The organism is Enterobacter cloacae complex sp. P18RS, from assembly GCF_014982105.1.
GTDB lineage: Bacteria > Pseudomonadota > Gammaproteobacteria > Enterobacterales > Enterobacteriaceae > Enterobacter > Enterobacter hormaechei_C.
Genome location: NZ_JADCKV010000017.1, coordinates 115,568 through 137,418, shown reverse-complemented (window position 1 = coordinate 137,418; position 21,851 = coordinate 115,568). Strand labels below are relative to the sequence as shown.

Below are 21,851 nucleotides of genomic sequence, written 5' to 3'. Positions count from 1 at the left end.
CATGATGACGGGTTTTCGTGAACAGGGAAGCGGCATTCCGCTGATGCTGCTGCACGGGATCAGCTCCGGCGCCGCTTCCTGGCACAAGCAGATGGCGCTGAACGATTTTCGCGTGCTGGCGTGGGACATGCCCGGTTACGGCGAAAGCCCGATGCTGGCCGTAGCGCGGGCAAACGCGGGGGATTACGCCGACGCGCTGGCGGCCATGCTGGATCGCGCCGGTGTCTGGCAGACAGTGCTGGTCGGCCATTCCCTGGGGGCGCTGGTGGCCAGCGCCTTTGCGGCAAAGTTCCCGGATCGCGTCATTCATCTGGTGCTGGCCGACGCCGCGCAGGGGTACGGCAATGCCGCGCCGGAGCAGCGGGAGCAGGTATGGCGCAACCGCGAGCAGCAGATGGCGCTGGGAGGCGACATCCTCGCCCAGACCCGCGCCGCGAAACTGCTGCGCCCCGGCGCGCGCGCGGAAGATATCGCCACCGTCGCGGCGGGCATGCGGGCGCTGCGCCCGGAAGGCTACCTCGCTGCCGCATGGATGCTGGCACATGACGACATTCACGGCTGGCTTAAACGCTACTCCGGCACGTTTGAAGTCTGGTGCGGCGAGCAGGATGCCATCACCCAGCCGGAACTGGTTCAGGGTCTGGCGCTGCGCTACGGCATGCCGTTTATCGCCATTCCGCAGGCCGGGCACGCCAGCTATCTCGATAACGACGCGTTTTTCAACCAACAGCTTTTACGCATTAACGAAGAGGTGCGCGATGAATGCACAAATTGACGGGCGCGTAGCGGTCGTTACCGGCGGTTCTTCCGGCATTGGCTTTGAAACGCTGCGCCTGCTGCTGGGTGAAGGGGCGAAAGTCGCCTTCTGCGGCCGTGACCCGGACCGGCTCGCCAGCGCCCATGCGACGCTGCAAAACGAATTTCCTCACGGGGAGATTTTTGCTTACCGCTGCGACGTGCTGAACGCCGACGAAGTTCAGGCCTTTGCGGATGCGGTACAGGCGCGTTTTGGCGCGGCGGATATGCTGATCAACAACGCCGGGCAGGGCTACGTGGCGCACTTCCATGACACCCCGCGCGAGGCGTGGCTGCACGAAGCCGAACTCAAACTGTTCGGGGTGATTAACCCGGTGCAGGCGTTTCAGCCTCTGCTGGAGCAGTCCGACATTGCCTCTGTTACCTGCGTGAACTCCCTGCTGGCGCTACAGCCGGAGGAGCACATGATCGCCACCTCTGCCGCTCGTGCCGCGCTGCTGAACATGACGCTGACGCTGTCGAAAGAGCTGGTGGGAAAAGGTATTCGCGTCAATTCCATTCTGCTCGGCATGGTGGAATCCGGCCAGTGGCAGCGCCGCTTTGAACACCGGGCGGACAAAAGCCAGAGCTGGCCGGAATGGACGGCGGATATCGCGCGCAAGCGCGGCATTCCGATGGCGCGCCTCGGCAAGCCGCAGGAGCCCGCGCAGGCGCTGCTGTTCCTCGCTTCGCCGCTGGCCTCGTTTACCACCGGCGCGGCGCTGGACGTTTCCGGCGGCTTCTGCCGCCATTTGTAAGGACACATCATGAAAAAGGTAATGTTGATTGGTTTTGGCGCCATGGCGCAGGCGGTGATTGAGCGCCTGCCCGCCGGCGTGGCTATCGGCTGGATCGTGGCGCGCGCGTCTCACCATGCCGCCATTCACGACCAGTTTGGCGATGCGGTTGAGGCGCTGACGTCGCCGATGGCGTGCGCACAAACGCCGGATCTGGTGCTGGAATGCGCCAGCCAGCAGGCGGTGGCCCAGTACGGGGAAGAGATCCTGCGTCGCGGCTGGCATCTGGCCGTCATTTCCACCGGCGCGCTGGCGGACAGCGCGCTGGAGCAGCGTCTGCTCGCTGCGGGCGGAAAAATGACCCTGCTTTCCGGTGCGGTGGCCGGTATCGACGGGCTGGCGGCGGCGAAAGAGGGCGGCCTTGAGCGCGTTACCTATCAGTCGCGCAAAAGCCCGGCCAGCTGGCGCGGCAGCTATGCTGAGCAGCTTATCGATCTGAATGCGGTGACAGAGGAAAAGGTCTTTTTTGAAGGCAGCGCCCGCGAGGCGGCGCGGCTGTTCCCGGCGAACGCCAACGTGGCGGCGACCGTGGCGCTCGGCGGCGTCGGGATGGACGACACCCGCGTGCAGCTGATGGTTGACCCGGCAACGAAACGCAATACCCACACGCTCCACGTGGAAGGATTGTTCGGCGAGTTTCATCTGGAGCTGAGCGGACTGCCGCTGGCTTCTAATCCTAAAACCTCCACCCTGGCGGCACTGAGCGCGGTGCGCGCCTGCCGCGAGCTGGCCCTGAGCTGAGGAGAGACGATGGACGATCTGAAGATTTTTATCGGCGGCCAGTGGCGACACGGCGGCGGCAACCCGATGCAGAGCCACTTCCCGGCAGACGGGTCGATCAACGCGACGCTGAACGCCGCCAGTCTGGATGACCTGGAGGAGGCGGTAGACGCCGGAGAGCGCGCCTGGCGCGATCCCGCATGGCGTAACAGCCTGCCGCATATGCGCGCGAAGATCCTGCATAAGGTTGCCGATCTCATTGAATCCCGCGTCGACGCGCTGGCGCAGATGCAGAGCCGTGATAACGGCAAGCCGCTGGCGGAAGCGCGCGGGCTGGTGATGAGCGCGGCGGGAACGGCGCGCTACTTTGCCGCCGCCTGCGAGCTGCTGGAAGGGGAACTGCCCACGCCGCGCCAGCCGGATCTGCTGACGCTGAGCCGCTATGAGCCGCTCGGCGTGGTGGCGGCCATCACGCCGTGGAACTCGCCGATTGCCAGCGAAATGCAGAAGGTCGCACCGGCGATTGCCGCCGGGAACGCGGTGATCCTCAAGCCGGCCGAAGCCACGCCGCTGATGGCGCTGGAGCTGGCGCGGATTTTTGAACAGGCCGGGCTGCCCGCCGGGCTGCTGAGCGTGCTGCCGGGCAAAGGCTCGGTGATTGGCGATGCGCTGGCGCGTCATCCTCGCGTGCGCAAAATTTCCTTTACCGGCGGTACCACCACGGGCCGTCATCTGGCGCACGTGGCGGCGGAAAAACTGATCCCGGCCTCGCTGGAGCTGGGCGGCAAATCGCCGACCATTGTGCTGGAGGATGCTGATATCGAACAGGCCGCGCGCGGGATCTGCTATGGCATTTTCAGCTCGGCGGGGCAGGCGTGTATCGCCGGATCGCGGCTGTTTATCCACGAGAGCATTTACGCCCCGCTGATGGCGAGGCTGCTGGAATTAACTCGCGGGCTGCGCGTCGGACACCCGTTTACCGACGGCGTGCATGTCGGACCGCTGATCGGCGAAAAACATCGCCAGAGCGTGATCGAGTACGTCGAACTGGCGAAGCGTGAAGGGGGCCGCGTGCTGTGCGGCGGCGAGATCCCCGCCGATCCCGCTCTGGCAAACGGCAGCTTTTTCCAGCCCACGATTATTGAAGGGTTGAGCAACAGCGCCCGCGCCTGTCAGGAAGAGATCTTCGGCCCGGTGCTGGTGGCGATGTCGTTTGCCGATGAAGCCACGCTTATCCGCGAGGCGAACGACTCGGTTTACGGCCTGGCGGCGGGGATCTGGACGCGCGATACCGGGCGCGCCCTGCGTCTCAGCGAGCAGCTGGAGGCTGGCACGGTGTGGATCAACACTTACAAGGTTTTTGCGATTTCGACCCCGTTCGGGGGCTTTAAAGAGAGCGGTCTGGGCCGCGAGAAGGGTATTCAGGGGCTGAAAGCCTGGATGCAACAAAAGAGCATTTATCTGGCGACGGGTAACAGCGTCAACCACTGGTGCGACTGAGAAAGGGTGAGCAATGAGTGAAATGATAACCGTCGGCGACGCCATCGCCAGAACGCTGGAGCAGTATCAGGTTGAGGCCATCTACGGCGTCATCTCTATTCACAACCTGCCGATCGCGGATGCGGTTGGGCAGCGGGGCAATATCCGCTTTGTGCCCGCGCGCGGTGAAGCCGGTTCCGTCACCATGGCCGACGCCCACGGGCGCTTTTCCGGCCTCGGCGTGGCGCTGACCAGCACCGGCGCGGGGGCGGGTAATGCGGTAGGCGCGCTGGTGGAAGCCATGAATGCCTGCACGCCGCTGCTGCATTTAACCGGGCAGGTAGAGAAAGCCTGGCTGGACGCCGACACCGGGTTTATCCATGAAACCCGTGACCAGCTGACCTTCCTGAAGGCCAGCTCAAAACGGGCGTACCGCATCAGCAATGCGAATCAGGCGATAGCCATTCTGCATAAAGCTATCCAGGACGCGCAGACCCCGCCGTGCGGACCGGTCTCGGTGGAAATCCCGATTGATATTCAGGGCGCCAAAATTCCGCTGTCGCTGGTGACTAAACCGGTTAAACCGGCATCGGTTCCAGCCGTGGATACCGGAATGGTTGACGCGCTGTGGGCGCAGCTCCAACAGGCGAAACAGCCGCTGCTGTGGCTGGGGGGCGGGGCGCTGGGCAGCGCTGAGGCGGTTAAAACGCTGGCGGATGCGGGCATCACCGTGATTTCCAGCACCCATGCGCGCGGCGTGCTGCCGGACAGCCACCGCGCCAGCCTGCGGGCGTTTCACAACTCGCCGTCGGTGGAGGCGCTGATCGCGCAGTGCGATTTTACGCTGGTGGCCGGTTCTCGCCTGCGCAGCAACGAAACCCGTTCCTGGACGCTTGAGCTGCCTTCCCCGCGGGTGCAGATCGATATCGACCCGGCGGCAGCAAGCCGTAACTACCTGATGGATAGCACGTTGATAGCCGATTGTTCAGCGGTGCTTGGCGCGCTGGCTGCAAAAGTACAGGGCCGCGAGTGGGGCAACGCACAGTGGGATATGCAGGTGCAGCAGGCGGTCGGGCAAGCCGAACAGGGGCTGCGCGAGCAGTGCGGCGCCTATGCGAAGCTTAACGACGCCATAGCAAAAGCCCTGCCGACAGACGGCCTGCTGGTGCGCGATATCACCGTGTCCGGCAGCCTGTGGGGTAGCCGCCTGTTCAGGGCTAACGGTCCGATGATGAACATTCACTCCCTCGCCGGGGCGATTGGTATGGGGCTGCCGATGGCGATCGGCACCGCGATTGCCAACCCGCAGCGCAAGGTGGTGGGGCTGGTGGGCGACGGCGGCCTTAGCCTCAATTTAGGCGAGCTGGCGACGCTGGCGCAGGAGAAAGCCAACGTGACGCTGCTGGTCATGAACGACGGCGGCTACGGGGTGATGCGCGGTATTCAGGATAAGTATTTCGGCGGGCGTCAGTATTATAACGCGCTGCATACGCCGGACTTTACCCTGCTGGCGCAGGCGATTGGCCTTCAGGCGTGGAGCGTTGAGCGGGCAGAGGATTTTGATGCGGTGATGACGGAGGCGCTGGCGATGCCGGGGCCGTCGGTAGTGGAAGTGCGGATGGGGCAGATTGGCGCCCTTAAGTTTGCGGGGCCGCCGCAGAAGACGCTTTACTAGCAGTGCAGTGCGGTCTGAAGCCCTCACCCCAGCCCTCTCCCAAAGGGAGAGGGTGACAGCGTTCCCTCTCCCTTTGGGAGAGGGTTAGGGTGAGGGGGTAAATCAGAACACGTTAAACGGGTATTCCACGTAAGCGCGGATCTCGTCCCCGCCCACGTTGTACTCGCTGGCGTTGCTGGAGACGCGCAGTACGGAGTAGCGCAGCTTCAGCTTCAGATCTTTCGCCGGGCCATCCTGCACCTGGTACTGGATCTGGTTAAACCACTCGTGCTCTTTGCCATTGCTGGTTTCAGAGGTTTTGATGTTATCGCCGCGCACGTAGGCGGTGGTCCAGCTCAGGCCCGGTAAACCAAGGCCGCCAAAGTCCAGACCGTAGGATGCCTGCCAGGAACGTTCATCTTCGCCGTTGAAATCAGACCAGTAGGAGTTCGCCAGCCAGATGGTGTTACCGCCGTCACCCACGCCGCCTTTGTCGCGATAGCCGCCGTAGTTGTAGCCGGTACTGCCGCTGCTCTGCTGGTACGCCACTTTGAACGTGTGAATGTCCCAGATATAGCTCGCTGCCAGGCTCCAGATGGTGTTGCTGCGGCCCGTGTCGAGGCTGTCCGCGTAATGCTGGTCGAGACGGGAGTTATAGCCGTTGAAGTCGAGCACCAGCTGCTGCCCGGTACTGAACGGCTGTTTGAAGTTCATGCCCAGGTACTGCTTGTTCATCACCTCTTCGTTATGAGAGGCGTACAGCGCGCCGCTGAACTGGTCGTTAAACTGATAGCTCGCACCGCCGAAGGAGAGGCTCTTCAGTCCGCTGTCGTGGCGGTCATCGCTTTTACGCTGCTCGTCTGTGAAGTAACCGGCGTTGACTTCCAGACCGTCGATCTCTTTCGAGGTCAGCAGGGTGCCGGTGTAGCTTTCAAACAGCAGGCGGGAGCTGTCGGATGTAATGATTGGCAGTTCAGGACGCTGGTTCCCGTAGCTCAGCACGGTATTGGAGATGCGCATTTTGGCGGTTGCGCCAAACTTTGCCAGATCGGATTTTGCCCGGCCGTCGTCTTCCTGCTTAAAGAAGTCGATGCCGCCCGCGCCGCTCTTGCCGCGGCCACCGTCCAGACGCACGCCATACTGCGCGATACCGTCCACGCCGAAGCCCACCAGCCCTTCGGTATAGCCGGATGCAAACGTGGCGATGATCCCCTGACCCCATTCGGCTTTGTCCTGCTGGCCCTGATGGTAGTCGCGGCTGATATACGCATTGCGTAAAAACAGATCCAGATGGCTGTCGTCAATAAAACCGTTGCTGTCGGATTGCTGGCTTGCGGCGGCAGGTAATGCGGCAAATAAACTTAAAGCAATTAATGATAATTCTTTTTTCACGGAGGGAACGTCTCTGTCTGGATATATTAATTTGAATAACTGCGGAAAAGATAATTACCGGAAAAAGTTACCTTTGCAATAATTATGTGACCAGACATTTCAGTGTGACAGGGCAGATTTGGCGGGCCTTTCAGGGGTGTTATCGATACGTGCTTTTAAGTTAACAATTCATGCGAAATAAAAAGGAGGCAAAACTGCCTCCTTCTGAAATTATTTAATTCCGTCTGCCGCCATACGGTCGCGAATATGCTGTGCACGCTCTTCCGAAGCCGGGTGATCGTCAAACATGGAGCTTTGACGGCCCTCCTCCAGTTTCGCCAGTTTTTCGAAGCTGGTAGCTAAACCCGATGGATTGATGCCGCGTTTGCGCAACAGATCGTAAGAGTAGTCATCCGCTTCCGACTCCTGACGCTGGGAGAACTGCGAGTTCACCAGTTTTTCGCCCACGTCGCCCAGCTGCGACTGGGACAGGCTGCCGACGATGCCGCCCGCAGAGGCCGCCGCTGCGCGCACGGCATTGGTGCCCAGCGCAACCTGCATCCCTTTCTTCACGTGACCCAGTGCAACGTGACCCATTTCATGGCCGATCACCGCTTCCACTTCGTTGTCGGTCATCATGTCCATCAGGCCGCTGTAAACGCGGATACAGCCGTTCGCCATCGCAAAGGCGTTGACGTCTTTCGCCATATACACCTTGTAGTTCACCGGCTGACCGTTAATGTTGTCGCCCAGCGCGGAAGCAATCTTGTTCAGACGCTGCGTGTAGGTGCTGTTTGCCGGGGCAAGCGTAGCTTTTCCATCCATATCCTTACAGGCCTCGTCGCTCAACGCTTTCACCTGCGCATCGCTCAATGAGTAGGCCTGAAAAGCTTCTGCGCCTGAGGTCATCAGGCCGTTAGAATCCATATTCTGACAGCCGCTTAGCAGGAGCGTTGTTCCCACAGCCAGCCCGATTGCACGCATTTTCATGATGTTGCTTCCGTACTCGTTAATCTGAATTAATTCCGAAAAATGCACCGTCAACGAAGCCGGTGTCGGGCTAAGTATAAGGAATATCGACAGGGGCGGGCGAGCAGATTGCGCAACATGCGAGCATGATCCAGAGATTTCTTAAGCTGCAAAAGAATGGTCCATGTACATGCCCTGCGGCTTGGGTTACATTGTTGGCACTTTTTTCCGGCGTAGCCCAAAACGCGCTGTCGTCAAGGGCATGGCCTTTAACAGTCCGATCTGGAGTTAAAATGTCCTCACGTAAAGAGCTTGCTAATGCTATTCGTGCGCTGAGCATGGACGCAGTACAGAAAGCCAAATCCGGCCACCCGGGCGCCCCTATGGGCATGGCTGACATCGCCGAAGTCCTGTGGCGTGATTTCCTTAACCACAACCCGCAGAACCCGGCATGGGCAGACCGCGACCGTTTCGTGCTGTCTAACGGCCACGGCTCTATGCTGATCTACAGCCTGCTGCACCTCACTGGCTACGATCTGCCAATCGAAGAGCTGAAAAACTTCCGTCAGCTGCACTCCAAAACTCCAGGTCACCCGGAAGTGGGCTACACCGCTGGCGTTGAAACCACTACCGGTCCGCTAGGTCAGGGCATCGCTAACGCCGTAGGGATGGCGATTGCAGAGAAGACCCTGGCGGCGCAGTTTAACCGTCCTGGCCACGACATCGTTGACCACTTCACCTACGCCTTCCTGGGCGACGGCTGCATGATGGAGGGCATTTCTCACGAAGTGTGCTCCCTGGCAGGCACCCTGAAGCTGGGTAAACTGGTTGCGTTCTACGACGACAACGGCATCTCCATCGACGGTCATGTTGAAGGCTGGTTCACTGACGACACCGCCGCACGTTTCGAAGCCTACGGCTGGCACGTTGTGCGCGGCGTTGATGGCCACGATGCTGACTCGATTAAACGTGCCGTAGAAGAAGCGCGCGCCGTGACCGACAAACCGTCCCTGCTGATGTGCAAAACCATCATCGGCTTCGGTTCTCCGAACAAAGCGGGCACTCACGACTCCCACGGCGCACCGCTGGGCGACGCGGAAATTGCACTGACCCGTGAAGCGCTTGGCTGGAAACACCCTGCCTTCGAAATCCCGTCTGAAATCTACGCTCAGTGGGATGCGAAAGAAGTGGGCCAGGCGAAAGAAGCGGCCTGGAACGAGAAGTTCGCGGCATACGCGAAAGCCTTCCCTCAGGAAGCGGCTGAATTCACCCGTCGTATGAAAGGCGACATGCCGTCTGACTTCGACGCGAAAGCGAACGAATTCATCGCGAAGTTGCAGGCGAACCCAGCCAAGATTGCCAGCCGTAAAGCATCTCAGAATGCGATCGAAGCGTTTGGCCCTCTGCTTCCAGAATTCCTCGGCGGCTCCGCTGACCTGGCGCCATCAAACCTGACCCTGTGGTCCGGATCTAAGCCAATCAACGAAGATACTGCCGGTAACTACATCCATTACGGTGTACGTGAATTCGGGATGACCGCGATTGCCAACGGTATCGCTCTGCACGGTGGCTTCCTGCCGTACACCTCTACCTTCCTGATGTTTGTGGAATATGCACGTAACGCCGTGCGTATGGCTGCGCTGATGAAACAGCGTCAGGTGATGGTCTACACCCACGACTCTATCGGTCTGGGCGAAGACGGCCCTACCCACCAGCCAGTAGAGCAGGTGGCTTCTCTGCGCGTGACCCCGAACATGAGCACATGGCGTCCATGTGACCAGGTTGAATCTGCGGTGGCGTGGAAATACGGCGTTGAGCGTCATGATGGCCCGACCGCACTGATCCTCTCCCGTCAGAACCTGGCGCAGCAGGAGCGTACCCCAGAGCAGCTGGCAAACATCGCGCGCGGTGGTTACGTGCTGAAAGATTGCGCAGGCCAGCCTGAGCTGATCTTCATCGCGACCGGTTCTGAAGTTGAACTGGCCGTTGCCGCATGGGAAAAACTGACTGCCGAAGGCGTGAAAGCGCGTGTGATTTCTATGCCATCTACCGATGCGTTCGACAAGCAGGATGCCGCGTACCGCGAATCCGTACTGCCTAAAGCGGTCTCCGCTCGCGTGGCAGTGGAAGCGGGTATCGCTGACTACTGGTTCAAATACGTTGGCCTGAACGGCGCTATCGTCGGTATGACCACGTTTGGTGAGTCTGCGCCGGCTGAACAGCTGTTTGAAGAGTTTGGCTTCACCGTTGAGAACGTTGTCGCTAAGGCGAAAGAACTGCTGTAATTGCCGTTTTGCCCGGTGGCGCTAACGCTTACCGGGCCTACAAATGGCATAAAATGTAGGCCGGGTAAGCGTTAGCGCCACCCGGCTTTTTTGTATGCACGATTCCTCAGACATGTAACTGCTCTGTAAATTATTCCACCGAAAATGTGATGCAAGTCATATAGCTCGCTTATTCATCTGGACAGAGATTCCTTTTATTCCCCGATTCGCTTATTCTTGCTGAAGCGTTTCAGTCGATTAAATGTTCGACAATTGACCAATCAATCGCAGTTTGTGACAGCAAGGATTCCCCTTCGGGCGTCGCTGGATTACTCTTTCAGCCACCTCAAACTCAGGGATAGCTTTGCAGGAGATCTATGACCGTACGCGTAGCGATTAATGGCTTCGGTCGCATCGGACGCAACGTGGTTCGTGCTTTATATGAATCCGGGCGTCGTGCGGAAATCACCGTGGTGGCAATCAATGAACTGGCGGATGCTGCGGGCATGGCGCATTTGTTGAAATATGACACCAGCCACGGTCGCTTTGCCTGGGATGTTCGCCAGGAAAGGGAACAGCTGTTCGTCGGTGACGATGCCATCCGCGTGCTGCATGAGAACAGTATTGAAGGGCTGCCCTGGCGCGAACTGGGTGTGGATGTGGTGCTGGACTGTACCGGCGTGTACGGTAACCGTGAACATGGCGAAGCGCATCTGAATGCTGGCGCGAAAAAAGTGCTGTTCTCCCATCCCGGCAGTAACGACCTCGACGCCACCGTCGTGTTTGGCGTCAACCAGCACGAGCTGCAAGCTGAACACCGCATTGTCTCCAACGCCTCCTGCACCACCAACTGCATTATTCCGGTCATTAAACTGTTAGACGATGCGTATGGCATTGAATCCGGCACCGTGACCACGATTCACTCCGCCATGCACGATCAGCAGGTCATCGACGCCTACCATCCGGATTTACGGCGCACTCGCGCGGCGAGCCAGTCCATCATTCCGGTGGATACGAAACTGGCTGCCGGGATCACCCGTATTTTCCCGCAGTTTAACGACCGTTTCGAAGCGATTGCCGTGCGCGTGCCGACGATAAACGTCACCGCAATCGATCTTAGCGTGACGGTGAAAAAACCGGTAAAAGCCTGTGAAGTCAACCTGTTGCTGCAAAAAGCGGCACAGGGAGCATTTCATGGTATAGTTGACTATACGGAATTACCGTTGGTCTCAGTAGATTTTAACCACGACCCGCACAGCGCCATCGTGGATGGCACGCAGACGCGAGTCAGTGGTGCGCACCTTATTAAGACGCTGGTCTGGTGTGATAACGAATGGGGCTTTGCTAACCGAATGCTCGACACCACGTTAGCCATGGCCGCAAAAGGTTTCAGGTAGAGCGCACCTTGCGCTTGCAAAACTTTAAGAATCAACGAGAGGATTCACCATGTCTGTAATTAAGATGACCGATCTGGATCTGGCAGGTAAACGCGTTTTCATCCGTGCCGATCTGAACGTACCGGTTAAAGATGGCAAAGTGACCAGCGACGCGCGTATCCGTGCATCTCTGCCAACCATTGAACTGGCTCTGAAGCAGGGCGCTAAAGTGATGGTCACCTCCCACCTGGGCCGTCCAACTGAAGGCGAGTACAACGAAGAGTTCTCTCTGCTGCCGGTTGTTAATTACCTGAAAGACAAACTGTCCAGCCCGGTTCGCCTGGTGAAAGATTACCTGGACGGCGTGGAAGTTGCCGAAGGTGAGTTGGTTGTTCTGGAAAACGTTCGCTTCAACAAAGGCGAAAAGAAAGACGACGAAACCCTGTCCAAAAAATACGCTGCGCTGTGCGACGTATTCGTGATGGATGCATTCGGTACGGCTCACCGTGCGCAGGCATCTACCCACGGTATCGGTAAATTCGCAGACGTCGCCTGTGCAGGTCCGCTGCTGGCTGACGAACTGGAAGCGCTGGGTAAAGCTCTGAAAGAACCTGCTCGTCCAATGGTCGCTATCGTTGGTGGTTCTAAAGTTTCTACCAAACTGACCGTACTGGATTCCCTGTCCAAAATCGCTGACCAGCTGATCGTTGGTGGTGGTATCGCGAATACCTTCGTTGCTGCGCAAGGCCACAACGTGGGTAAATCCCTGTACGAAGCGGATCTGGTTGACGAAGCCAAACGTCTGCTGAGCACCTGTGATATTCCGGTTCCAACTGACGTTCGTGTAGCTACCGAGTTCTCCGAAACTGCTACTGCAACCCTGAAGTCTGTTAACGACATCAAAGATGAAGAGCAGATTCTGGACCTGGGCGACGTTTCTGCACAGAAACTGGCTGAAATCCTGAAAAACGCAAAAACTATCCTGTGGAACGGTCCTGTCGGCGTGTTCGAATTCCCGAACTTCCGCAAAGGGACTGAGATCGTGGCTAACGCTATCGCAGACAGCGAAGCGTTCTCTATCGCAGGCGGTGGTGACACCCTGGCAGCTATCGATCTGTTCGGTATCGCTGACAAGATCTCCTACATCTCCACTGGTGGCGGCGCATTCCTCGAATTCGTGGAAGGTAAAGTCCTGCCAGCAGTAGCAATGCTCGAAGAGCGCGCTAAGAAGTAAGCCATTCAGGGGCAGGGAAACCTGCCCAATTTTCAGCGCGCTTATCAGAGCTCGCACCTTTTCTAACGGCCGAAGATACAGGACTAAGCAACATGTCTAAAATTTTTGATTTCGTAAAACCTGGCGTTATCACTGGTGATGACGTACAGAAAGTGTTCCAGGTAGCTAAAGAAAACAACTTCGCACTGCCAGCAGTTAACTGCGTAGGTACCGACTCCATCAACGCCGTACTGGAAACCGCTGCAAAAGTTAAAGCACCGGTTATCGTTCAGTTCTCTAACGGCGGCGCTGCGTTCATCGCAGGTAAAGGCGTGAAAACTGACGTTCCTCAGGGCGCTGCTATCCTGGGTGCTATCTCTGGCGCACATCACGTTCACCAGATGGCTGAGCACTACGGTGTTCCGGTTATCCTGCACACTGACCACTGCGCGAAAAAACTGCTGCCATGGATCGACGGTCTGCTGGACGCAGGTGAAAAACACTTCGCAGCAACCGGTAAGCCACTGTTCTCTTCTCACATGATCGACCTGTCCGAAGAGTCTCTGGAAGAAAACATCGAGATCTGCTCTAAGTACCTGGCGCGTATGTCCAAAATGGGCATGACCCTGGAAATCGAACTGGGTTGCACCGGCGGTGAAGAAGACGGTGTGGACAACAGCCACATGGACGCTTCTGCTCTGTACACTCAGCCAGAAGACGTTGATTACGCTTACACCGAGCTGAGCAAAATCAGCCCACGCTTCACCATCGCAGCGTCCTTCGGTAACGTACACGGCGTATACAAACCAGGTAACGTGGTTCTGACTCCGACCATCCTGCGTGATTCTCAGGAATACGTGTCTAAGAAACACAACCTGCCGCACAACAGCCTGAACTTCGTCTTCCACGGCGGTTCCGGTTCTTCTGCTCAGGAAATCAAAGACTCCGTAAGCTATGGCGTAGTGAAAATGAACATCGATACCGACACCCAATGGGCAACCTGGGACGGTATCCTGCAATACTACAAAACCAACGAAGCTTACCTGCAAGGTCAGCTGGGCAACCCGAAAGGCGAAGACCAGCCGAACAAGAAATACTACGATCCACGCGTATGGCTGCGCGCTGCCCAGACTTCTATGATTACTCGTCTGGAGCAGGCATTCAAAGAACTGAACGCGGTTGACGTTCTGTAATTTGAGCTGTTCATAGCGTCAAGAAGGTCCGCATATGCGGGCCTTTTTTTATGCCTTTTCAATAGCCTGATGCCTCTGTTTTTGTGATCTGTTTGGCAATATCATGGCTTTTTGTTTACCCTTTACTGACCTGCCTGTCTCCGTGTGGGATAGATTTTGTGGTTTTTATGAGCATAAGGAAAGATAAATGGAAGATCTCGGTGTTGTAGATAGCATCAATAACGCTGGCTCCTGGCTGGTGCGCAACCAGGCGCTCCTGATTAGTTACGCTGTGAATATTGCGGCGGCAATCGCCATTATTATTGTGGGGATGATCGTTGCCCGCACGGTTTCCCGGGGCGTTAATCGCGTAATGCTATCCCGTCATATCGATGCAACCGTTGCTGATTTCCTATCTGCGCTGGTGCGTTACGGGATTATTGCGTTTACCCTCATTGCGGCAATGGGGCGGGTCGGTGTACAGACCGCTTCGGTCATTGCTGTACTTGGTGCCGCTGGTCTGGCCGTAGGTCTCGCTCTTCAGGGCTCGCTGGCTAACCTTGCAGCTGGCGTACTGTTAGTGACGTTCCGTCCTTTCCGTGCCGGAGAGTATGTTGATCTCGGTGGCACTGCGGGCACCGTGCTGAACGTGCAGATTTTTTCTACCACGCTGCGTTCGGCAGACGGCAAAATCGTCATTGTGCCAAACAAGAAAGTGATTGATGGCAACATTACTAACTTCTCTCGTGAGCCGGTTCGCCGTAATGAACTCATTATCGGGGTTGGCTATGATTCAGATACTGAGCTGGTGAAAAAGCTGATTACCGATATCATCGAATCAGATGACCGCATTCTTAAAGATCGCGAAATGACCGTTCGCCTGAACGAGCTGGGCGCGTCATCCATTAATTTTGTGGTGCGCATCTGGAGTAAAAGCGGCGATCTGCAAAACGTTTACTGGGACGTGCTGGAGCGCATCAAGCGTGATTTCGATGCCAACGGTATCAGCTTCCCTTATCCGCAGATGGATGTGAACTTCAAAAAAGTGAAAGAAGCTGACTAACGCTCGTCAGTTCAGACAACGCCCGCATTGTATGCGGGCGTTGAGCCTATCGCTTTTGCCGGGCGTTAGCCTCCAGCAATAGGCGTAGCTCGTGCATCAATTTGCCTGCGTCCGTATTACCCTTACTTTCCTGTTGCCGTACCCATTCCTCCTGAACCTCTTGATATCGCGTTGCTTTCTGCCATTCCAATTGCTCATCACGGCTCAGAAGATGAAGCTTAGCGCCTTCGTTTTCCAGACGCGTGGTGAGAGAAGCCAGCCCGCTGTCCAACGCAGCACCGAGTTGTTTCTCCGTGGTTTCGGCTGCACGACGAATAGCAAGACGATCCCGCTCGTCCAATGCGTTTAAGGTGTCCTTATTTATAACCAGAAGGTAGACATGCCCCAGCCAGAGCGCAGGAGAATAATGAATGTAGGGCGCCGCGCGCTGCGCATGTATGTCATCTCCGCTGTCGAGATTCACCATAAGGCCATTCAACTGTCCCGTGCGCAACGCGTCGGTAATCTTGTCATTCCAGGGCATTGCCAGGGTAGCTCCGCCAGCATTGCGCAAAAATGACTGGTGCCAGAAGCTGGCGGTTCGCCATTTTGTTCCCTCTAGCTGCTTCAGCTTAACGTCTGGCTGACGGGTAAAGAACCCGACCGGATAACCCAGGAAGAACTGCAAATTCACCAGGTTATTCTGCCCAAGCTCGCGGGCAAACTGTGGGTATTGCTGGAACACGCGATGAAAGAAGCGCACCTGGGCCTCGCCGTTTGCAGGCCCCAGGGGAAAGCTTTTGAATATTTGATGAAGCGGCAGTTGCTCAGCCGTATATTCAGGGACAACGATGCCAATATCAGCTCTGGTTCCCTGGCCAAGCGTACTTAGCGCATTGTAACTACTTGATATATCACCTTTCCAGTGGGCTTCAATTTTCAGGCGGCCTTGCGATTCTTTTTCAATCTCACTAAAGAAAACGTTTTTGATAAATTGCGTACGCATATTGCCGTACGGTTCATGGTCCGTGTAGCGAAGTATCTTTCCTGCACTCGCTATGGCCGGAAATGCAGTTAAGAGCGCAAATATGGCGGAGATGACCATTGCAACGCCTTGATGTTTCATATGATTTCCTGTGAGAATTTTTCGGCCTGGGGCATTACAGCATACGCCGGGTCGCGAGAGGGCAGGTTTTATAAAATCTTAATATTGTATACAGCAGGGTTTTATTAGTGATTCTAATTAACCATTAAAATTTTAAATTTTATCTAATGATGGTCACGCAGTATAGTCTGCACGTAGAGAAAACTGCCTGAGAGTTATCAATGTTAACTTACTATTTTCAAGGGCTTGCATTAGGTGCGGCCATGATCCTTCCCCTTGGTCCACAAAATGCGTTTGTGATGAACCAGGGCATTCGCCGCCAGTATCATCTGATGATTGCCCTGCTGTGCGCGGTGAGCGATTTGCTACTGATTTGCGCCGGGATTTTTGGCGGCAGCGCCTTGCTGATGCAGTCGCCGTGGCTGCTGGCGCTGGTTACCTGGGGCGGCGTAGCGTTTCTGCTGTGGTACGGGTTTGGCGCCCTGAAAACGGCCATGAGCAGCAATCTTGAGCTGGCGAGCGCCGAAGTGATGAAGCAGGGGCGCTGGAAGATTATCGTCACCATGCTCGCCGTGACGTGGCTTAACCCGCACGTTTATCTTGATACGTTCGTGGTGCTCGGCAGCCTGGGTGGACAGCTGGACGTTGAGCCCAAGCGCTGGTTTGCGCTCGGTACGGTCAGCGCCTCCTTCCTCTGGTTCTTTGGTCTTGCGATCCTGGCGGCATGGCTGGCGCCACGTCTGCGCACCGCTAAAGCGCAGCGCATTATCAATACCCTGGTTGGGCTGGTGATGTGGTTTATTGCCTTCCAGCTGGCGAAAGAGGGGATTCATCACGTACAGGGACTGTTCAACTAAGCGTTGTCTTATGGACATCTGAACAAGACCCGCTAAGCTTGCTGGCATGAGCCCTGTTAACAGGGCACTCTTCGCAACATGGAGGAATGACAGTGAAGTTTAAGGTGATGGCCCTGGCGGCATTAGTAAGTTTAGGTACGGTGTCGGTGCAGGCGAATGAACTGCCAAACGGCCCGCACATTGTCACTTCAGGCACGGCAAGCGTGGATGCGGTACCGGATGTTGCAACCCTGGCAATCGAAGTGAACGTGGCGGCGAAAGATGCTGCTTCCGCCAAGAAACAGGCAGACGATCGTGTTGCGCAATACCTCTCTTTCCTGGAACAGAACGGTGTCGCGAAAAAAGACATCAGCTCTGCGAACCTGCGTACCCAACCGGATTACGACTACCAGAACGGCAAAAGCATCCTGAAAGGCTATCGCGCCGTGCGTACTGTGGAAGTGACTGTACGCCAGCTTGATAAGCTCAACGGATTGCTGGATGGTGCGCTGAAGGCTGGGCTGAACGAAATTCGTTCCGTCTCGCTGGGCGTTGCGCAACCGGAGAAATATAAAGACGAAGCGCGTAAAGCGGCGATTGATGATGCCATTCATCAGGCGCAGCAGCTGGCATCCGGCTTCAAGACCAAGCTCGGTCCGGTTTACAGCGTGCGCTACCACGTTTCAAACTACCAGCCAAGCCCGATGGTGCGGATGATGAAGGCGGACGCCGCGCCGGTTTCTGCTCAGGAAACCTACGAGCAGCCAACCATTCAGTTCGACGATCAGGTTGATGTGGTGTTCCAGCTGGAGCCGACTGAAAAGCCCGCTCAGTAACCCGTAGGCCGGGTAAGGCGAAGCCGCCACCCGGCTAGTTTTTCAATCCTGTCTTAACACCTTATGCCCAAACGCCAGCAGCGCGTCAGTGACGTTGCGCATCATGCGGCTTTCCGGCGCAAAACGGTGCCAGTACAGCATCCGGCGCTGATACAGCCCCGGGGTTAAATCAATCAGCTCACCGCTTTTCAACTCTTTCTCAATCTGCAAATGCGGGATCATGCAGCAGGTGGTTCCCTGACGCGCGAGCTGTACGAAGGCTTCGGACGAGTTAACGATATGACACGGTACGCTGCCCGGCGGCAGATCGAAGTTTTGTTGCAGGAAGGCCTGATGCATATCGTCCAGATGGTCGAAAGCGACGGCAGGCGCTTTCAGCAGCGCGGCGCGGGTCACACCGTTCGGGAAGTAGCGCTCGGCAAAGGCTTTTGAACCGACAAACAGGTAATCCAGCGCGCCCAGCTGATCCACCAGACAGCTTGGCAACGCCTGAGGCTGAATACTGACGGCACCAACCACTTCGCCACGGCGCAGGCGCTCCTGGGTGCGGGTTTCGTCTTCAACCTGGAGATTCAGGCGGATAGGGGAGTCGGCCAGCACCGGCGCAAGGGCCGGCAGCAGCCACGTTGCCAGACTGTCGGCGTTCACCGCCAGCGACAGCAGCAGCGGCGTGGAGCCGGTCTGTTCATCGCCCAGCCACTCATCTTCCAGCAGTTCAACCTGACGCAGCAGGGCGAGGAGCTTTTGTCCTTGCTCCGTCGGACGCGGCGGCACGGTACGCACCAGCAGCGGCTGCCCGAACATGTTTTCAAGCTGTTTGATACGCTGTGATACGGCGGACTGGGTGATGCACAGCTTTTGCGCCGCGCGCTCAAAACCGCGTTCACGAATAACTGCATCAAGTGCCTGTAGTGTTCTGTAGTCCGGACGTTTCATTGCTCTGGCTGACTCCTTAATTTTGCTTAATCTGCACTATGACACAATTTTCCCTTCGTGGCAGACGAAATCCATTCGACGTGTTCTATAATGCGCCCTGAGTTTTCACACCACAGGCAAAACGATCATGACGCAGGATGAACTGAAAAAAGCAGTAGGATGGGCCGCTCTCCAGTACGTACAGCCGGGTACCATTGTCGGTGTTGGTACGGGGTCGACGGCGGCGCACTTTATCGATGCGCTGGGCACGATGAAGGGGCAGATCGAGGGCGCGGTTTCCAGCTCCGATGCTTCCACGGAAAAGCTGAAAAGCCTCGGCATTACCGTTTTCGACCTCAACGAAGTGGACCGTCTGGGCATTTACGTTGATGGCGCGGATGAAATCAACGGCCACATGCAGATGATCAAAGGCGGCGGCGCGGCGCTGACCCGCGAAAAAATCATCGCTTCCGTGGCGGATAAGTTCATCTGCATCGCGGACGCCTCCAAGCAGGTCGACATTCTGGGGAATTTCCCGCTGCCGGTCGAAGTGATCCCGATGGCGCGCAGCGCCGTGGCACGTCAACTGGTGAAGCTGGGTGGTCGTCCGGAATACCGTCAGGGTGTGGTGACCGACAACGGCAACGTGATCCTCGACGTTCATGGCCTTGAGATCCTCGATGCCATTGCGCTGGAAAATGCGATCAACGGCATTCCAGGCGTCGTTACCGTAGGGTTATTTGCCAACCGTGGCGCGGACGTGGCGCTGATCGGCACGGCTGACGGTGTAAAAACCATCGTAAAATGATCTGACGGGGGGAGCGCTCCCCCCGCTAAAAAAATTTTGAAAAGCTAAATTCGGTGACTTGTGTCACGTTTTTCCGCCTCTTTTGCCGATCCTGCCACGTTCGTAATTATCCGCAGCATTTTCCTCTGCCATTTTGCTCTGTATGACTTTTCTTCAGAGTGCCGACGCAAACGTTCATATTGCTGCAATAGTTTTTTTTGATATGTTGGCTGCACGGGATTTATATCCAGCACAACATCAGTTCAGATAAAAACAGGGTCGGGTAAATGGCAAAGGTATCACTGGAGAAAGACAAGATTAAATTCCTGCTGGTTGAAGGCGTGCACCAGAAAGCGCTCGATAGCCTTCGCGCAGCAGGCTACACCAACATCGAATTTCACAAAGGCGCGCTGGACACTGAAGAGCTGAAAGCGTCCATCCGTGATGCCCATTTCATTGGCCTGCGATCCCGTACCCAACTGACTGAAGACGTTATTGCTGCGGCGGAAAAGCTGGTGGCGATTGGCTGTTTCTGCATCGGCACCAATCAGGTTGATCTGAATGCCGCCGCAAAACGTGGTATCCCGGTCTTTAACGCGCCGTTCTCTAACACCCGTTCCGTGGCGGAGCTGGTGATTGGCGAGCTGCTGCTGCTCCTTCGCGGCATTCCGGAAGCTAACGCCAAAGCGCACCGCGGCGTGTGGAATAAGCTGGCTGCGGGCTCCTACGAAGCGCGTGGTAAAAAGCTCGGGATTATCGGTTACGGCCACATCGGTACGCAGCTCGGTATTCTGGCGGAATCCCTCGGCATGCACGTGTTTTTCTACGATATCGAAAGCAAGCTGCCGCTGGGTAACGCGACGCAGGTGCAGCATCTTTCAGACCTGCTGAACATGAGCGACGTGGTCAGCCTGCACGTGCCGGAAAATGCGTCCACCAAAAACATGATGGGGGCGGAAGAGCTGGCGCTGATGAAGCCGGGCGCTCTGCTGATCAACGCCGCGCGCGGTACGGTGGTCGATATTCCTGCACTGTGCGATGCGCTGAAGCGTAAGCATCTGGCGGGTGCGGCGATTGACGTATTCCCGACGGAACCGGCCACCAACAGCGATCCGTTCACTTCTCCGTTGTGCGAGTTCGACAACGTGATCCTGACGCCGCACATCGGCGGTTCTACTCAGGAAGCGCAGGAGAATATCGGCCTGGAAGTGGCGGGTAAACTGAGCAAATATTCCGACAACGGTTCAACGCTCTCTGCGGTGAACTTCCCGGAGGTGTCTCTGCCGCTGCACGGTGGGCGTCGTCTGCTGCACATCCACGAAAACCGTCCTGGCGTGCTGACCGCCATCAACCAGATCTTTGCTGAGCAGGGTGTTAACATTGCCGCGCAGTATCTGCAAACTAACTCGCAGATGGGTTATGTGGTGATTGATATCGAAGCGGATGAAGATATCGCCGAGAAAGCATTGCAGAGCATGAAGGCCATTCCGGGGACGATTCGCGCGCGCCTGTTGTACTGATGGTGCGGTCTGTGGTGTCGGGTGGCGGCTGCGCCTTACCCGACCTACAGTTGTCGTGCGGTTTGTATGTCGGGTGGCGCTTACGCTTACCCGACATACAATGTTCGAGGATTTATGTAGGCCGGGTAAGGCGTAGCCGCCACCCGGCTTTGTTCTACCAGGTCCAGGTTTTACTGGGCGTCACCACCGCCGGCAACGGCACATCCCATTTCTCTACGGGTAATGCCTCCACGCCCTGGCAATCATGCGCATACCCCACCGGCTGCAATCCGTACTGCTGCCAGTTTTGTAGCGTCCTGTCATAGAATCCCCCGCCCATGCCCAATCGCTGGCCCTGCTCGTCAAACGCCACCAGCGGCGTAATCAGCACATCCAGCCCGGAAAGCGGGAGCACGTCGCGCACGTCGAGTTTGGGTTCGGTGATTTTCAGACGATTCACCACCAGCTCGCTGTGCGGATGGTAGTGCAGAAACAGCAGATTGCCCGGGCTAAAGGGATGCAGAACCGGCAGGTAAACTTTTTTCCCGGCGCGCCAGAGCTGGTCGATAAGCGGTTGGGTATCCAGCTCACCATCAAACGAGAGAAACAGGGCGACGGTGTTTGCCATCACCACAGGGGGATAGGCCATCATGCGGGCGGCGGCCTGCTGAGCAAACTGTGCCTGTTGCTCGGCGCTTAGAGCGCGACGACGCTGGCGAATAAGCTGACGGATGTCCTGGCGTGAAGCAGAAACTTCAGGGAGTTGAGTCATGGTAGTCGGTAGAAGAAAAGAGAGGGAATCTCCGAGATGCCGCCGCAGGCTGTAACCCTTGAACCCTTGGTTCAAGGTGAATGTGTCGTCATAGTTTTAAGGCTTCTCGGACGAACCGAGCATGCTCACCAACCATGGAGCGCCACATTCTTGTGGTATGAAATATCGGCTCAGGGGACTGGCCCGCTTGCGAACATCTCAGAGAAATTTTGTCTTCACAGTTACTCTACCATAGTCAACTGAGAAGTG

General features: G+C 56.8%; 19 protein-coding genes and 1 other RNA gene. 14 read left to right on the top strand and 6 right to left on the bottom strand.

The annotated features are described in order from the left end of the window. The first annotated feature begins 4 nt into the window (after positions 1-4). Genes INF61_RS14160 through INF61_RS14140 form a run of 5 tightly spaced genes read left to right on the top strand, consistent with a single transcriptional unit; the run spans position 5 to position 5,466 of the window. Entirely contained in the window at positions 5-775 is a 771-nt protein-coding gene (locus INF61_RS14160; protein WP_032669256.1) for an alpha/beta fold hydrolase, read from the top strand. Then, positions 759-1,553 (top strand): SDR family oxidoreductase, encoded by a 795-nt coding sequence (locus INF61_RS14155; protein WP_032649463.1) that lies wholly within the window; start codon positions 759-761, stop codon positions 1,551-1,553. The genes INF61_RS14160 and INF61_RS14155 overlap by 17 nt, the downstream gene beginning before the upstream one ends. A 9-nt stretch (positions 1,554-1,562) precedes the next feature. After that, a complete protein-coding gene (locus tag INF61_RS14150; protein WP_047741534.1) occupies positions 1,563-2,333 on the top strand; it encodes an aspartate dehydrogenase in 771 nt (256 codons plus the stop codon). A 9-nt stretch (positions 2,334-2,342) separates the two neighbouring features. Beyond that, positions 2,343-3,812 (top strand): aldehyde dehydrogenase, encoded by a 1,470-nt coding sequence (locus INF61_RS14145; RefSeq protein WP_059294884.1) that lies wholly within the window; start codon positions 2,343-2,345, stop codon positions 3,810-3,812. 13 nt (positions 3,813-3,825) lie between these two features. Continuing rightward, positions 3,826-5,466 (top strand): thiamine pyrophosphate-binding protein, encoded by a 1,641-nt coding sequence (locus INF61_RS14140; RefSeq protein ID WP_160176771.1) that lies wholly within the window; start codon positions 3,826-3,828, stop codon positions 5,464-5,466. A gap of 102 nt (positions 5,467-5,568) precedes the next feature. Here the strand turns inward: INF61_RS14140 and INF61_RS14135 are convergent, their stop codons facing one another. Both INF61_RS14135 and INF61_RS14130 read right to left on the bottom strand, forming a co-directional pair. Then, positions 5,569-6,837, bottom strand: a complete 1,269-nt coding sequence (locus INF61_RS14135) for an OprD family outer membrane porin (RefSeq protein WP_193547866.1) — start codon at positions 6,835-6,837, stop codon at positions 5,569-5,571. A 210-nt stretch (positions 6,838-7,047) separates the two neighbouring features. Continuing rightward, positions 7,048-7,806, bottom strand: a complete 759-nt coding sequence (locus INF61_RS14130) for a M48 family metallopeptidase (protein ID WP_017382909.1) — start codon at positions 7,804-7,806, stop codon at positions 7,048-7,050. A gap of 272 nt (positions 7,807-8,078) precedes the next feature. Here INF61_RS14130 and tkt point away from each other — a divergent pair, with 272 nt between their 5' ends. The 5 genes from tkt (at position 8,079) to INF61_RS14105 (ending at position 14,873) form a co-directional block, all read left to right on the top strand. Beyond that, entirely contained in the window at positions 8,079-10,070 is a 1,992-nt protein-coding gene (tkt, locus tag INF61_RS14125) for a transketolase (protein ID WP_193547865.1), read from the top strand. 356 nt (positions 10,071-10,426) lie between these two features. After that, complete coding sequence (gene epd / locus INF61_RS14120; protein ID WP_015571810.1) at positions 10,427-11,446, top strand: erythrose-4-phosphate dehydrogenase; 1,020 nt, start codon at positions 10,427-10,429, stop codon at positions 11,444-11,446. Between the two features lie 49 nt (positions 11,447-11,495). Next, positions 11,496-12,659, top strand: a complete 1,164-nt coding sequence (gene pgk, locus INF61_RS14115) for a phosphoglycerate kinase (RefSeq protein ID WP_015571809.1) — start codon at positions 11,496-11,498, stop codon at positions 12,657-12,659. A 92-nt stretch (positions 12,660-12,751) separates the two neighbouring features. Further along, on the top strand, positions 12,752-13,831 hold the full coding sequence (gene fbaA, locus INF61_RS14110) for a class II fructose-bisphosphate aldolase (protein ID WP_017692704.1): 1,080 nt from the start codon (positions 12,752-12,754) through the stop codon (positions 13,829-13,831). Positions 13,832-14,018: 187 nt separating this feature from the next. Beyond that, entirely contained in the window at positions 14,019-14,873 is an 855-nt protein-coding gene (locus tag INF61_RS14105; protein ID WP_017382907.1) for a small-conductance mechanosensitive channel MscS, read from the top strand. A 46-nt stretch (positions 14,874-14,919) separates the two neighbouring features. Here the strand turns inward: INF61_RS14105 and INF61_RS14100 are convergent, their stop codons facing one another. Next, positions 14,920-15,978 (bottom strand): ABC transporter substrate-binding protein, encoded by a 1,059-nt coding sequence (locus tag INF61_RS14100; RefSeq protein ID WP_053087139.1) that lies wholly within the window; start codon positions 15,976-15,978, stop codon positions 14,920-14,922. 200 nt (positions 15,979-16,178) lie between these two features. Between INF61_RS14100 and argO the strand changes: the two genes are divergently transcribed. Both argO and INF61_RS14090 read left to right on the top strand, forming a co-directional pair. Further along, positions 16,179-16,814 (top strand): arginine exporter ArgO, encoded by a 636-nt coding sequence (argO, locus tag INF61_RS14095; RefSeq protein ID WP_017382905.1) that lies wholly within the window; start codon positions 16,179-16,181, stop codon positions 16,812-16,814. A 92-nt stretch (positions 16,815-16,906) separates the two neighbouring features. Beyond that, entirely contained in the window at positions 16,907-17,629 is a 723-nt protein-coding gene (locus INF61_RS14090; protein ID WP_032654935.1) for an oxidative stress defense protein, read from the top strand. Between the two features lie 42 nt (positions 17,630-17,671). Here the strand turns inward: INF61_RS14090 and argP are convergent, their stop codons facing one another. After that, positions 17,672-18,565 (bottom strand): DNA-binding transcriptional regulator ArgP, encoded by an 894-nt coding sequence (gene argP / locus INF61_RS14085; protein WP_003860089.1) that lies wholly within the window; start codon positions 18,563-18,565, stop codon positions 17,672-17,674. 127 nt (positions 18,566-18,692) lie between these two features. Here argP and rpiA point away from each other — a divergent pair, with 127 nt between their 5' ends. Together rpiA and serA are read left to right on the top strand one after the other, a co-directional pair. Beyond that, a complete protein-coding gene (gene rpiA, locus INF61_RS14080; protein ID WP_003860091.1) occupies positions 18,693-19,352 on the top strand; it encodes a ribose-5-phosphate isomerase RpiA in 660 nt (219 codons plus the stop codon). Positions 19,353-19,618: 266 nt separating this feature from the next. Beyond that, the gene (serA, locus tag INF61_RS14075) at positions 19,619-20,851 is read left to right on the top strand and encodes a phosphoglycerate dehydrogenase (protein WP_015571805.1); all 1,233 of its coding nucleotides are present in this window, start codon (positions 19,619-19,621) and stop codon (positions 20,849-20,851) included. Positions 20,852-21,005: 154 nt separating this feature from the next. Here the strand turns inward: serA and INF61_RS14070 are convergent, their stop codons facing one another. Then, on the bottom strand, positions 21,006-21,602 hold the full coding sequence (locus INF61_RS14070) for a 5-formyltetrahydrofolate cyclo-ligase (protein ID WP_017692706.1): 597 nt from the start codon (positions 21,600-21,602) through the stop codon (positions 21,006-21,008). A gap of 24 nt (positions 21,603-21,626) precedes the next feature. Continuing rightward, a non-coding RNA gene (gene ssrS / locus INF61_RS14065) (6S RNA) lies at positions 21,627-21,810 on the bottom strand. Positions 21,811-21,851 lie beyond the last annotated feature (41 nt).